The following is an 11858-nucleotide window of genomic DNA, read 5'->3' as shown; positions in this document are numbered from 1 at the left end:
GCAGCTTTTCTCACTATTTCATCAACTGAACTGCTTTCGTCATGTATAGAGGAAATTTTATTCGCGCACGACATTTTTTGATAAACGAATATTTTTTGATAAACAAATAATTTAATTAAAATTCTTATCAATTTTTAAAAAATTACTATCTATGATCGGAAATTGTCGTGTGCAAAAAATTAGTAACAATGATGCGATTTAAAATAAAAAAGTTTACAATAATTTTTAAGGGCATAATAAGAATACTGTGAAGCGTTATATTCATAGCTGGGGGTCGTAAAAAGTTCCCATGTTCTCAAAAATAATTTGAATTTCAGTAGTGAGGGGTATTTTTCTATAGAGGTTCTCAGATCTAGGGAAAGATATTTTAATTAAATTAAATTGGTTATTGAGTTAAGATGCTGGATTCACCCCGTAGGGAGATTAGTATGGCGGACGAATGGATCATTTAGATTACGGTAATCCTTTAATAGAATTAACATTGAGAGCAACATGAATGAATATATCGATTTAGAAACGCAAAAAGCCGAGAGAATAAGTGATTACCGTTCTTCTAATTGAAGACCATCTGTTAATTCGTCAAGCTATGCGGTTAATGCTTGAGGAAATCAACGGAGTTCGAATTGTGAGAGAGGTGGGGACAGGAGAGGAATGGCTAAAACTAAGGCGTGACAAAAAACCGGATGTAATTACCCTTGATTTCCAATTAACCCTTGATTTCCAATTACCAGATACGAATGGACTTGAGCTTTCAAGAAAGTTTCTTTGTCGTGACTCCACTATCAAGATACTTATGGTGACAGGGATGGAAGGAGATCTGCTTTCGATGCGATTGTTGGAAGTGGGTGTGAGGGGGTTCATTACGAAAAGCAGTGATACAGCAGAATTGGAGCAGGCAATTCGGGCAGTGTATAAGGGTCAGCGTTATATTAGCTCCGCCATTGCCAATCGTCTTGCTTTGAGTAAGACAACAACAGCCGCGACTTCACCTTTTAAAAAGCTGAGCGATCGAGAGATGGAAGTTTTACTCTTGTTGGCAAAAGGCAAAAAAGCGAAGGCGATTGCCAAGCAATTACATATTACTGGAAAGACCGTGAATTCTCACCGCTATCGCATATTTGAAAAACTGGGCGTTAAAAACGATGTTGAGCTGATTAAACTAGAGGTCCAATATGGATTGCTTGAAAAATTGATAAGACCTAAGATGTCTATCTGGCTCAGCTTAGCGAATTGTAAGCAGACCTTATTGCGTGTGATAAGCCACTATTGGTGCAAAAAAGCTTACATATAATAGTAATAAACCCAAGATAAGTCCAAAGAGGCTAAAGAGAAAAGGTATTTTATCTAAATGCTCTTGGATGAGCCTTTTCCAAGCACTCACGAAAATTACCCGAAAAACGCCAATACCTAACATAAAAAGCCCAATTATCGTGACAACGATTTGCCAAGTTGGTGCGAAATTATTGTGTTGCATGAAAGCTAAAGAGCCAAAAATAATGGGCAATACACCGCCCATGATATAACCCGATTCGCTATGCAGCATATTTCTCGCCATAACGGCTGCATCGTCTAAGTTGAATAAGATGCCTAGAGATAAAATAACAGAAATGAGTCCAAACCAACGAGCGAAAATGATATATGACATTTTTTACCTGCCTGTAAGCCCCTTTTTACTATTGGCTTTAGAGAATATTATCAGTATATTAGTGCGGAAAAAAGTACTTTCTTTAACCAATAGTTGGTTAAACCGTACCCAGCGGGAATACAATGATCAAAAAAAATTGGGTAAATCCTAATAAATATTTAAAAAATATACTAAAGTTTTTGCTATTTGTTGGCGTCCTTGTCGCAGGGCTAAGCTTGGTAGGCTGTCATTCTTTAAGGGGTGGTGGCATTCTGCATCCTGAGGGGACTATTTCGTTTGAAGAAAGGCAGCTCTTTTTTGACTCACTGGCTTTAATGCTCATTGTAGTCATCCCTGTTTTTATTATAAGTTTTACTTTTATCTTTCGCTATCGGGCGGGACATAAAACCTCGGACTACAAACCTAACTGGGGGCACAGCGTCCTTTTAGAAACCATCTGGTGGGGGGTGCCTTGCGGAATTATTATAATTTTGGGAATTATGACTTGGAGCTTAACTCATAAATTAGACCCTTATCGGAAGATAGACGTTCCGGGCAAACCGCTGTTAATTCAGGCAGTGGCCTTACCTTGGAAGTGGCTCTTTATTTATCCGGAACAAAATATTGCGACGGTTAATTACCTAGAACTCCCCAAAGAGCAGCAAATCGAATTCTGGTTTACGAACGATAACGTTCCGATGAGCGCTTTTTTTATTCCGGAGTTAGGAAGTCAAATTTATACCATGGCCGGCATGCGAACCAGGTTGCATTTGCTTGCATTAAAAGAGAGAAACTATTGGGGACTTGATACGCAATATAACGGCGATGGATTTTCGGATATGCGTTTTAAGGTGAAAGTCGTCGAGCCTGATGAGTTGCAGCATTGGTTTGAAAAAGCTAAGAAATCCAAGGAACAACTAACACTTAAACTTTATCAAAACCTGATTCAGCCTTCTACAAAAGATTCTGTGCGGTATTTTTCATCCGTAGCGCCTAATTTATTTCCGCAAATAATCATGAAATATAAGCAAACCACGAGGATCCCCAGGCATTGGGTTATTCCTCAGAGTGATTAAATTAATTAAAAAGGGGTCAACGATGTTAGAAAAACTTATTTTTGGTAAATTAACACTGGATGCTATTCCCCTTCACACGCCGATTATTATGTGGGCGGGGGTTTTTATGGCAGTAATTTTAGTCGGTATTCTAGTCACCATTACCATTACCAAAAAATGGTCTTATATCTGGCATGAATGGATCACTTCCGTCGATCATAAAAAAATCGGCATTATGTACGTTCTTTTGGCTGGCGTGATGCTACTCCGAGGCTTTTCGGATGTTATTTTGATGCGCTCGCAACAAGCGATTGCTGCGGGTGCCAATATGGGTTATTTGCCGCCTCAACATTACGACCAAATTTTTACCGCGCATGGTGTTATTATGATCTTCTTTGTAGCTATGCCATTAGTATTTGGACTGGCCAATATTGTCCTGCCTTTGCAGGTCGGCGCTCGAGATGTTGCCTACCCTTATCTGAACTCCTTTAGTTTTTGGATGACCTTTGCGGGGGCAATGTTATGCAACGTTTCTTTGGTTATTGGTGATTTTGCGGCAACGGGTTGGTTAGCGTATCCGCCACTTTCAGAACTCCATTATAGTCCTACGGTAGGGGTCGATTATTTTATTTGGGCCTTACAGATCGCGGGGGTGGGGAGCCTTCTGGGAAGTATTAATTTTATTGCCACGGTTGTGAAGATGCGCTGTCCTGGAATGACTTTTATGAGGATGCCGATTTTTGTTTGGACGACGTTTTGCTCCATGATTTTAATTGCGTTAGCCTTCCCGATTTTAACGGTTTCCTTGGCCTTATTGACGCTGGATCGCCTTTTGGGAATGCACTTTTTCACCCAATATGCCGGTGGCAATATGATGATGTACATCAATTTAATTTGGGCATGGGGCCACCCTGAAGTTTATATTTTAATTTTGCCGGCTTTTGGCGTTTTCTCGGAAGTGGTTGCTACTTTCAGCCAGAAAAAATTATTCGGTTACGTAACGATGGTGTATGCCACTTTTGCCATTACCTTTTTATCTTTTATTGTATGGCTTCACCACTTTTTCACGATGGGAAGTGGAGGGGATGTGAATGCCTTCTTTGGTATCGCGACGATGATTATTGCCGTACCCACCGGGGTAAAAATCTTTAATTGGCTTTTCACAATATATAAAGGTAGAATTATTATGCGAACGCCAATCTTATGGGTATTCGCTTTCTTTATCACCTTTACGATCGGTGGAGTGACCGGTGTGTTAATGGCGATCCCTCCTATTGATTTCCAAGTTCATAACAGCCTGTTTTTAGTTGCGCATTTTCATAATGTGATTATCGGTGGGGTGCTTTTTGGATTTTTTGCGGGATTAATTTATTGGTTTCCTAAAGCGTTTGGTTTCCAATTAGATGAGCGCTTAGGTCAATGGTCTTTCCTTTTTTGGGTGACCGGTTTTTATATGGCGTTTATGCCACTTTATCTGCTTGGTCTGATGGGGGTCATGCGTCGACTCAACCATTACGCTGATGTTACGCTTCAACCTTATTTTGTTGTTGCTGCAATTGGTGCTGCGTTGATTATGATAGGCATTCTTTTGCAAATTGCTCAGATCATTGTGAGCATAAAGAATCGCGATAAATTGCGGGATAAAACAGGCGATGTTTGGAACGGCCGAACGTTTGAATGGTCCGTTGCTTCGCCTGTGCCTTTTTATAATTTTGCCTTTATACCCAAGGTTGAAGAACGAGATCAATATTGGGAGGACAAGAAAAAGGCAAAGATGGGGGGGCGTCTTTTAAGGGTTAACCCAAAGCATATTCAATATAAAGATATTCATATGCCTAGAAATACTTCTGCCGGCTTTGTTATTGCCATGTTCGCGGGTGTTTTTGGTTTTACCGTTGTATGGCACATGTGGATTCCGGCCATTATTGGAATCGTAGGCGTTATTACTACCGTAATCGCCCGAACTTTTAGTAAAGACATCGATTATTATGTTAAAGCAGAAACTGTCAAACAAATTGAATTACAAGATTATGAGGAGTCATTAACATGAGCGTAGACACAGCCACTGCCGAACATCATCATAACGCCGATGCAACGGATGTCTTCGGTTTTTGGCTTTATATCATGACCGATTGCATTTTGTTTGCTTCCTTGGTTGCTACTTTTTTAGTATTACACCATCCCGGCGCGGTGGGCCCCCCTTTGAAGCCCTTGATTGATTTGCCATATGTGCTAGTCGAAACCTTCTTTCTATTAGCCAGTAACCTTACTTTTTGTTTAGCTATTTTTGGAATTAATAAAAATAAATTATCAGCAGTTATTTTTTGGTTGATCCTCACTTTCATTTTGGGCGCAGGGTTCGTCGTTATGGAAGTGATGGAATTTTTTCATCTAAGCGCTGAAGGATACAGTTGGACTGTGAGTGGTGCTGCTTCAGCCTTTTTTACTTTAGTGGGCACGCACGGTTTTCACGTTACAATGGGCCTACTTTGGATCTTAATTATGATTATTCAATTGCCGATCCTTAAAATAAATAAAAACACCGCCAGGCGAATGGTTTATCTCGGACTGTTTTGGAATTTCTTAGATATTGTTTGGATTTTTCTTTTCACCATCGTCTATTTGATGGGAGCTATTTTATGAGCGCAATGCTTTCTGAAGAATCATACGGTACAGGTAAGAAAAAGTTAAGTATATACATCGTTGGGATGATCTTATGCATTATTCTAACTTTAGTTTCTTTTATGACGGTCATATACTCAACCTTTTCCGCAAATACCCTGGTGGCCATTATATTTGTATCTGCTTTAATACAATTTATCGTCCAGGTAGTTTGTTTTTTACGTCTGAATGCGAAAAACGAACAAAGTAGAATGAATTTAATGCCTTTTATTTTCACTATCATAATTCTGTTCGTATTGATCGGCGGCTCATTATGGATTATGTGGAGCTTGCATTATCGCATGATGTACTAATTATTACAGACAAGTCGTTTATACCATGGTCAGCTGAACCTACGGAATACAGGCTCTTTTCAGTCTCATTTTGTATAGGATAAGGATTGGATGAGAAAAATTTGAAAATTTCTTTTAAGCTATCCGCGAAACACGTCCGACTGAAGTTAAGCCTTTTCCCTGACGTATTTCGCGGATAGCATGGGTTGTCTAGCAATTAGGAATATGAGGCTTATCACAAATAAGTAGTTATTTTTTTACCCATTGATTTATCTTCTACTTGATGAAGTGAAAAACAAAACTCAGGAAGAGCGACATCTCGTAAGTAAATTGAAGTGGCAAGCTGAATCATATCAATTGGCAAACCCTTTTGAAAAGTATAATCTTTTAAAGATATAAATTTTTATCATCTTTGAAAGAATCAATGACTTTTTTAGAATTTTTTTGGACATCATAAGCACTAGGACATTTTAAAGTTTTTAGCTTTTCTAATAATTCTTCTTTATTATCATCTACAAACCTTTTGGTGCCACTTTCTAAAAGTAATTAACGACCTTTTCATTGAGGGTAAGAGAACTTTTTCTTTCAAGAATAGAAACAGATAAAATACTAAAAACACCTTCTAGCTTTGACAAACGCTCTTAAAAATTATACTTTTCTAGGTGATCAATTTTTTCTCGATAACAAGCAAAAGAGCTATCATTGTTGCGGTAAGAGTGATAGCGCTTACAAGTAATGGTAATCTGATTGATAGAAAAATTTTCCAACCCACAGGAAGAAGATTCATGTTCCCTGTATATATTTAATATTGAAATTTATAATGGACTTTAACACAAAGTTAGTTTGTATAGAACCTTTAGTAAGTAAGAACAAACAAATGTTAACTAATTTATTAGTTATAAAATATTTTTAATGTGAGAGGCTATCTTGCAGGCAACTTTGATCTCGATTTCTTTTGCTATCCTAACGGACCGACATTCGATATTTCACTCAGGCTTTTGCAGTTTTTTGAAAATTTTTTGGGAAAAATTTAGAAAATTTCAACCAGTCGATTATAATCTATTTTGACTCTAATGGCGCGCCCGGACGGATTTGAACCGCCGACCGCCTGGTTCGTAGCCAGGTACTCTATCCAACTGAGCTACGGGCGCGCGTCATGAACTCACTGATTGTACCGAGAGTTTTCAAACTGTCAACTGAACTATGCCATGCCATATCTACACGATAGCTGATGATCAGTGACTGGGAAGAGCTCGTTGCTCAATCGGGATTCAAAACTTCGGAAGGGTTGAGATCAGGAGAAGGCAATTTATCTAGTTGTGGTGATTTTTTAGAAAACAACTTATCTATCACAATCTAGAACACCGGGGTCGTATACAGGGTAATTAATTGTGAAAAAACAAGACCGCCGACGATAGAAATCCCAAATCTTTGGCGGGTTTCCCCGCCAGCGCTGATGCCCAATGCGATGAGCAGTGCTGCTATAATTACTGAAACGGTTGTCATATCATAATGGGACGAGAATGAATCGAACACGCTTGACGGATGGCTTGTTTAGCGTCCAACCCCTATTTGCGCATGGCATCTAATGCGAAACCCACCATAATAATCCCATTCTTCTTGGTAATTCCAACCAACATAAATAAATCTAATAAAGTTAAAAATATTTAACTCTTAATTAAAGATATATAAGCACAGTAAAGCACCAAAAATAGAAAAAGGCAGAGTGGTTAAAATTTAATGGGATAAATAAAATTCTCATATAAAATCGCCAATACCATATAAATGATTAAAATAGTAAAATCTAATAAAAGTGGCGGCCTCGTTAAGGATTATTGGAATTTTTCAGCCGTGCCGATAAAATTACTACTTGCATCAATGGGTAAAGTTTGTTTAGCGAAGGCTTGGGCTTTAGCCGTTACAGTTCCTAACGAATAACTAGGTTGTAAATTAAAAGATAATGTAATGGCTGATAGTTGCTCATAATGATTAATGGCTAGCAGACCAGAAGTTTAAGACATCGTGACTAAATTGCTTAAAGGCACTATATTTCCAGTGGAAGATTTGATGGACAAGTTATTTAGCGAACCGTGCTATGCTGATCATTTGGGATCAACGTCCATAATTACCTGATAATCGCCGTCTAAACGCTTGATATTGCTTAATTGGGCTTGACCATACGCTGCATACAAGGTTGATTCAATTTGCGCGGGGGTGATCTCCAATGTAGCTCTTTTATCTCGAAGAATACGTAATTGTAATTCGGGATTATTTAATTGTAAGGCTGTCTAGATCTTTGATGCCAGATATATGACTAAGCTTTGCTTGCATGTCATGGGTTGCGTTTTCCAATGATTGTAAATCCATCCCTTGTAACACATATTGCTAATGACTATTTATTGTCTTTTCTCCAATGCTAATAGCCGGCGGATTCGTCAGAAATATCCGTAATCCAGGCAACGATTGCAATTGATGATGTAATTGTTGGATAATTTTCATGGTGTTTGCTCTTCGTTAAGAGGTCGATTTTAATTTAATTAATAAATGGCCGGTGTTCGCGCTAGCGGAAGCATTGGCGCGTTAAGCGACGGAAGAAACCACCGCAGCGACATTCGGATTTTGCTGAATAATGCTTTTAGCTTGAGTTTGTCCGGTCACAAAGTTTTTATAATCAATGCATTCTGGAGCTTTTAGGCTGCTGAAAATCATTCCTGAATCTTGTGATGGAATAAATCCTTTGGGGAGTAAATAAAATAACAGAAAAGTCGCTTCGATAATAATGCCAGCAATACTCAGCAAAATACCATAATGGTCCAATGCCCAGCGTAAACTCGCTCCATAACTAGAGTGATATTTTACAAAAAATAGGCCAAACCAAGTCGGTTTTTTCTCCTTTTGGGAAGATTTCTCCTTTATTAATTGGTTACATAGCATGGGAATTAAAGTTAACGCGACAAAAGTCGAAAATAAAATGGAAATACCGACAACCGCAGCAAATTCATGGAATAATCACCAAACAATGCCCCATAAAGAATGTGAGGATAAATACAGAGACCAATGAAATAGTCATAGCTGTGACCGTAAAGTTGACTTCTTTTGAGTTCCTTAAACTGGTCGTAAATTTATCCATTCCTTTCTTAATATAGCGCACAATGTTTTCTAGCACTACAATGGGATCATCGATAATAAACCCCACCGCTAACACCAATGCCATCAACGATAAATTATCAAGGCTGTAACTGAGTAAATAGATCATCACAAAAGTAGTGATTACAGAAATGGATAAAGACAAAGCGGCGATAGTTGTCAAAGAAAAATTCCGAAAAAATAAATAAACCACAACAGTCACCAAAAAGACCGCAAATAAGAGCGTCAATTCTACATCATCAATAGCCGATTTGATAAACACCGCCTTGTTGTAGATTACTTGCAATTTTGCATCACCCGGCAATTTTTGGCTTAAGCCCGGTAACGATTTAAGCACTTTATTTACTACCGAAACACTTACTGCCCGGTTGACGCTGAATGGTCAAAACAATAGCGCGTTTATTGTTGTATTCCGTCAGCGCCTTATCATCCGCAATGCTATTTTTTACGGTGGTAATATCCTTTAATCGCACTGGTGACTCATTTTGATAACTTATAATGGCATTGCTAAATTGTTTCGCGTTATCCAATCCGCCATCTACCTTAATTAAGTGATGAAAGCCATCGGTTTGTAGAGTTCCTGTGGTTTGATTGCTATTTAAATCTTGTATAGATTGTTTAATGCCATCTAAACTTAATCCACGACTTTTGACAGCGTTAGGGTTAAGGTGAATGCGAGCAGTGTATTATTGTGTGCCGAAAACATTAACCGTCGCAACTCCATTTAACATGGATAAATTGGGGGGCGAGATAATTTTCTGCAAAATTATCTAGTTTTGTCATCAATAAGTGATCAGCGCTCAGAGCTAGGTATAATACGGATTAATCGGCTGGATTCATTTTACGAATAGTCGGTGGATCTGGCATTTGACTCGGCAAACGGCGAGCGACTTGAAGTAATGCCGATTGCACATCTTGAGCTCCTAAATCAATATTACGAGTCAATGCAAATTGCATAATAATTTTTCTGGAACCGGCAGAACTTACCGAGCTCATTGACTCAATCCCTGAAATCGTACTTAATCCTTTTTCCAAAGGAGTCACGACGCGTCATCTAACATCTGGCGGCTTTTCTTAGCCAGATAAGTTAAATCACCGTTGGCCTCTGAATTCCTTTGAGCCTTTGAGCGGCGCGCTTCCATCGCTTTTGCTTTGGCGATCTTGATTGGGTTTTGGAGGCCACTTTTCAGCATGTTATAGGTATCCACCAGCAAAACGCAATCATTAGGACAGCCCCTCAGCAAAATCGCGAAAGGCGGATAATTTATTGTCATAATTTTGGACAAACGAATGCGCCATTGTCCCTATGACAGGAATGCCATAGTCTCTTCCTGTGGCTACATGGCTTGTCGCATCGAAGTCGCCAATTACAGCAGAGCGGCTGGCATAGTAGCTTGCAAGGCCTGACAGCTCTACGAAATCCAAAATCGACTAAGGCGCGCTCTTCGGTAACTTGGCGTATTCGGCTGGTTTTGGTGGCGATTAGCGTTTGGAAATTCAAGATATTTAATAGCAACGTTTCCACAATCTGTGCTTAAATCAAAGGCGCTTCTACACTCAACATGGCTCACGTTGGAAACACCACATAGCCTTCGCGGGAGGCTATAAATGGTGTCGGTGAAGCGAAAATTCCTAAGACAATTGAGAAATGCAGGATGGAGGACTTGACGATGAAAAAATTCAATATCTTTTTCATCAAAACGAAGGTTTTCAAGGATAGCAAGTAGACCCCCCAAAAGTCCGCAAAAATAGCGCAGTCTCCTTCAAACGGCAACTTTTGGAAGAAATAATCGAAGACAGCAGAGTGATTTTTTCCACTTCAGGAAATAAACTTATCCTATCGCCAGTTGGTATTGATCAGTGTAAGTGTCTGTTAAGTGAAACATTGATGATCCTTTGGAATAAAAATATACGTCAGTACGCCTTGAATTACTATCCTGTTTTCTCACTTAGGCGGGCAGCTTGACCTTACGAAGAATCGCCGTAGAATCGAGCATATGAATATCGCTATTTTTCTGACATTTGTGCGCTTATCGGCTATCCCGATTTTTGGAATTTTTTATTTTTTACCTTTTCGGTGGACGCATCCGGTAGCCGCTTTTATTTTTATCGTTGCAGGAATTACGGATTGGTTAGACGGTTATTTGGCGCGCAGCCTTTCGCAGACGACCGATTTTGGTGCTTTCCTCGACCCAGTAGCCGATAAACTATTGGTGAGTGCTGCCTTGGTTTTGATGGTTGGTGAGAATTACGTGACTTATCTAGCCGTTCCCGCTGCAGTTATCATCTGCCGAGAGATCCTTATTTCAGCTTTACGCGAATGGATGGCTGAATTGGGCAAACATACAAGTTTAGCAGTCACTCTCTTATCAAGAGTCAAAACTCTGTTGCAAATGCTAGCTTTAATATTATTGATAGGATATGCGCCGGGCTTTCCAGCGGAACTGCTGTGGGGCGGCGTTATTTTACTTTGGATAGCCGCAGCCTTAACCATCTGGACCATGATCATTTATCTAAAGATTGCCTGGCCAGACTTGACAATGCCTCGCGAACAGTAATAATAGCTGATCTAGAGGCGGGAATAGCTCAGCTGGTAGAGCACAACCTTGCCAAGGTTGGGGTCGCGAGTTCGAATCTCGTTTCCCGCTCAAGGGTTCTTTATTTTTAACCCCTTGTTTTAACTTGAAAAAATTTATATAATCAGGAGGTTGCGGAATTATTATCCATCCTGAATTATTATCCATCCTGGCTGCTGATTTAGGCTCGATTTTTCCACTTAATCGTATGCTGCGCATCTTCAACCTTTCCGAATTACTCTCAGGTTCACTACGAATAGCCAGTATTTGCTCAACCTCTTCGTACTTCAGAGTAACACGGCCTTCATTACTGAAGGCAACCGGTATACCGAGGAGTTGATTACGGTTGAACGCTAAATCGAGATGGTCCTCGGAAGTTAGTAAAAGATTCTTGTGAGCGCAAATTGTCCAAAGGTGTTCGAGATTATTCAAGGTTATTTTTTGCTCTATTTAGGGCGGAACAAAGCGTGAAAGAGTTGCTTTGTGCGCATGCTGTTAAGTT

14 protein-coding genes, 2 tRNA genes and 2 pseudogenes are annotated in these 11858 nt (G+C 39.4%); 9 read left to right on the top strand and 9 right to left on the bottom strand.

Translation table 11 applies throughout. The annotated features are described in order from the left end of the window. Positions 1 to 538 precede the first annotated feature (538 nt). A pseudogene (locus tag OWO34_RS04790) lies at positions 539 to 1203 on the top strand (LuxR C-terminal-related transcriptional regulator). A gap of 40 nt (positions 1204 to 1243) precedes the next feature. On the opposite strand, the gene OWO34_RS04785 reads toward OWO34_RS04790, so the two are convergent. Then, on the bottom strand, positions 1244 to 1645 hold the full coding sequence (locus OWO34_RS04785) for a hypothetical protein (protein WP_267256730.1): 402 nt from the start codon (positions 1643 to 1645) through the stop codon (positions 1244 to 1246). Here OWO34_RS04785 and OWO34_RS04780 point away from each other — a divergent pair. The 5 genes from OWO34_RS04780 to cyoD are packed head-to-tail and all read left to right on the top strand — an operon-like array spanning position 1632 to position 5654. Beyond that, on the top strand, positions 1632 to 1796 hold the full coding sequence (locus OWO34_RS04780; protein ID WP_267256729.1) for a hypothetical protein: 165 nt from the start codon (positions 1632 to 1634) through the stop codon (positions 1794 to 1796). The two genes, OWO34_RS04785 and OWO34_RS04780, sit on opposite strands and share 14 nt — an antisense overlap. After that, the gene (locus OWO34_RS04775; protein WP_267256728.1) at positions 1768 to 2700 is read left to right on the top strand and encodes a COX aromatic rich motif-containing protein; all 933 of its coding nucleotides are present in this window, start codon (positions 1768 to 1770) and stop codon (positions 2698 to 2700) included. Before OWO34_RS04780 ends, OWO34_RS04775 begins: the two co-directional genes overlap by 29 nt. 22 nt (positions 2701 to 2722) lie before the next feature. Then, entirely contained in the window at positions 2723 to 4729 is a 2007-nt protein-coding gene (gene cyoB, locus OWO34_RS04770) for a cytochrome o ubiquinol oxidase subunit I (protein ID WP_267256727.1), read from the top strand. Then, complete coding sequence (gene cyoC, locus OWO34_RS04765) at positions 4726 to 5322, top strand: cytochrome o ubiquinol oxidase subunit III (protein ID WP_267256726.1); 597 nt, start codon at positions 4726 to 4728, stop codon at positions 5320 to 5322. Before cyoB ends, cyoC begins: the two co-directional genes overlap by 4 nt. Further along, entirely contained in the window at positions 5319 to 5654 is a 336-nt protein-coding gene (gene cyoD, locus OWO34_RS04760; RefSeq protein ID WP_267256725.1) for a cytochrome o ubiquinol oxidase subunit IV, read from the top strand. The genes cyoC and cyoD overlap by 4 nt, the downstream gene beginning before the upstream one ends. A gap of 1053 nt (positions 5655 to 6707) precedes the next feature. On the opposite strand, the gene OWO34_RS04755 is transcribed toward cyoD, so the two are convergent. Continuing rightward, positions 6708 to 6784 (bottom strand) — tRNA-Arg (locus OWO34_RS04755). Positions 6785 to 6989: 205 nt separating this feature from the next. Next, the gene (locus tag OWO34_RS04750; protein ID WP_267256724.1) at positions 6990 to 7139 is read right to left on the bottom strand and encodes an efflux RND transporter permease subunit; all 150 of its coding nucleotides are present in this window, start codon (positions 7137 to 7139) and stop codon (positions 6990 to 6992) included. A gap of 279 nt (positions 7140 to 7418) precedes the next feature. Here OWO34_RS04750 and OWO34_RS04745 point away from each other — a divergent pair, with 279 nt between their 5' ends. Beyond that, entirely contained in the window at positions 7419 to 7571 is a 153-nt protein-coding gene (locus OWO34_RS04745) for a hypothetical protein (protein ID WP_267256723.1), read from the top strand. Positions 7572 to 7735: 164 nt separating this feature from the next. Here OWO34_RS04745 and OWO34_RS04740 read toward each other — a convergent pair whose 3' ends face one another. The 6 genes and pseudogenes from OWO34_RS04740 to pncB all read right to left on the bottom strand — a co-directional run. Next, a complete protein-coding gene (locus OWO34_RS04740; RefSeq protein WP_267256722.1) occupies positions 7736 to 7858 on the bottom strand; it encodes a hypothetical protein in 123 nt (40 codons plus the stop codon). A 355-nt stretch (positions 7859 to 8213) separates the two neighbouring features. Then, positions 8214 to 8606: an efflux RND transporter permease subunit gene (locus OWO34_RS04735; RefSeq protein WP_267256732.1), complete on the bottom strand. Its 393-nt coding sequence runs from the start codon at positions 8604 to 8606 to the stop codon at positions 8214 to 8216. A 25-nt stretch (positions 8607 to 8631) separates the two neighbouring features. Continuing rightward, positions 8632 to 9117, bottom strand: a complete 486-nt coding sequence (locus OWO34_RS04730; RefSeq protein WP_267256721.1) for an efflux RND transporter permease subunit — start codon at positions 9115 to 9117, stop codon at positions 8632 to 8634. Between the two features lies 1 nt (position 9118). Next, positions 9119 to 9403, bottom strand: a complete 285-nt coding sequence (locus OWO34_RS04725) for an efflux RND transporter permease subunit (RefSeq protein WP_267256731.1) — start codon at positions 9401 to 9403, stop codon at positions 9119 to 9121. A gap of 199 nt (positions 9404 to 9602) precedes the next feature. Next, positions 9603 to 9776 (bottom strand): efflux RND transporter permease subunit, encoded by a 174-nt coding sequence (locus OWO34_RS04720; RefSeq protein ID WP_267256720.1) that lies wholly within the window; start codon positions 9774 to 9776, stop codon positions 9603 to 9605. 50 nt (positions 9777 to 9826) lie between these two features. Then, positions 9827 to 10666 (bottom strand): annotated as a pseudogene (gene pncB / locus OWO34_RS04715) (nicotinate phosphoribosyltransferase); the annotation flags it as partial. Between the two features lie 111 nt (positions 10667 to 10777). On the opposite strand from pncB, the gene pgsA reads away from it, so the two are divergent. Further along, positions 10778 to 11338, top strand: coding sequence for a CDP-diacylglycerol--glycerol-3-phosphate 3-phosphatidyltransferase (gene pgsA, locus OWO34_RS04710; protein WP_267256719.1), 561 nt, complete (start codon positions 10778 to 10780; stop codon positions 11336 to 11338). 17 nt (positions 11339 to 11355) lie between these two features. Beyond that, positions 11356 to 11428, top strand: a tRNA-Gly gene (locus tag OWO34_RS04705). Positions 11429 to 11858 lie beyond the last annotated feature (430 nt).

The sequence above is a fragment of the Coxiella endosymbiont of Ornithodoros maritimus genome, assembly GCF_907164965.1.
In the GTDB taxonomy this organism is placed as follows: Bacteria; Pseudomonadota; Gammaproteobacteria; order Coxiellales; family Coxiellaceae; genus Coxiella.
This window is presented reverse-complemented; position numbering and strand designations above follow the sequence as displayed.

What these genes read in the sequence shown, in the direction of transcription:
- OWO34_RS04745 (WP_267256723.1), top strand. Translation starts at nt 7,419, where the DNA reads ATGATTAAAATAGTAAAATCTAATAAAAGTGGCGGCCTCGTTAAGGAT.
- OWO34_RS04775 (WP_267256728.1), top strand. Translation starts at nt 1,768, where the DNA reads ATGATCAAAAAAAATTGGGTAAATCCTAATAAATATTTAAAAAATATA.
- cyoD (WP_267256725.1), top strand. Translation starts at nt 5,319, where the DNA reads ATGAGCGCAATGCTTTCTGAAGAATCATACGGTACAGGTAAGAAAAAG.
- cyoC (WP_267256726.1), top strand. Translation starts at nt 4,726, where the DNA reads ATGAGCGTAGACACAGCCACTGCCGAACATCATCATAACGCCGATGCA.
- OWO34_RS04780 (WP_267256729.1), top strand. Translation starts at nt 1,632, where the DNA reads ATGATATATGACATTTTTTACCTGCCTGTAAGCCCCTTTTTACTATTG.
- OWO34_RS04785 (WP_267256730.1), bottom strand. Translation starts at nt 1,645, where the DNA reads ATGTCATATATCATTTTCGCTCGTTGGTTTGGACTCATTTCTGTTATT.
- OWO34_RS04720 (WP_267256720.1), bottom strand. Translation starts at nt 9,776, where the DNA reads ATGAGCTCGGTAAGTTCTGCCGGTTCCAGAAAAATTATTATGCAATTT.
- OWO34_RS04750 (WP_267256724.1), bottom strand. Translation starts at nt 7,139, where the DNA reads ATGACAACCGTTTCAGTAATTATAGCAGCACTGCTCATCGCATTGGGC.
- cyoB (WP_267256727.1), top strand. Translation starts at nt 2,723, where the DNA reads ATGTTAGAAAAACTTATTTTTGGTAAATTAACACTGGATGCTATTCCC.
- pgsA (WP_267256719.1), top strand. Translation starts at nt 10,778, where the DNA reads ATGAATATCGCTATTTTTCTGACATTTGTGCGCTTATCGGCTATCCCG.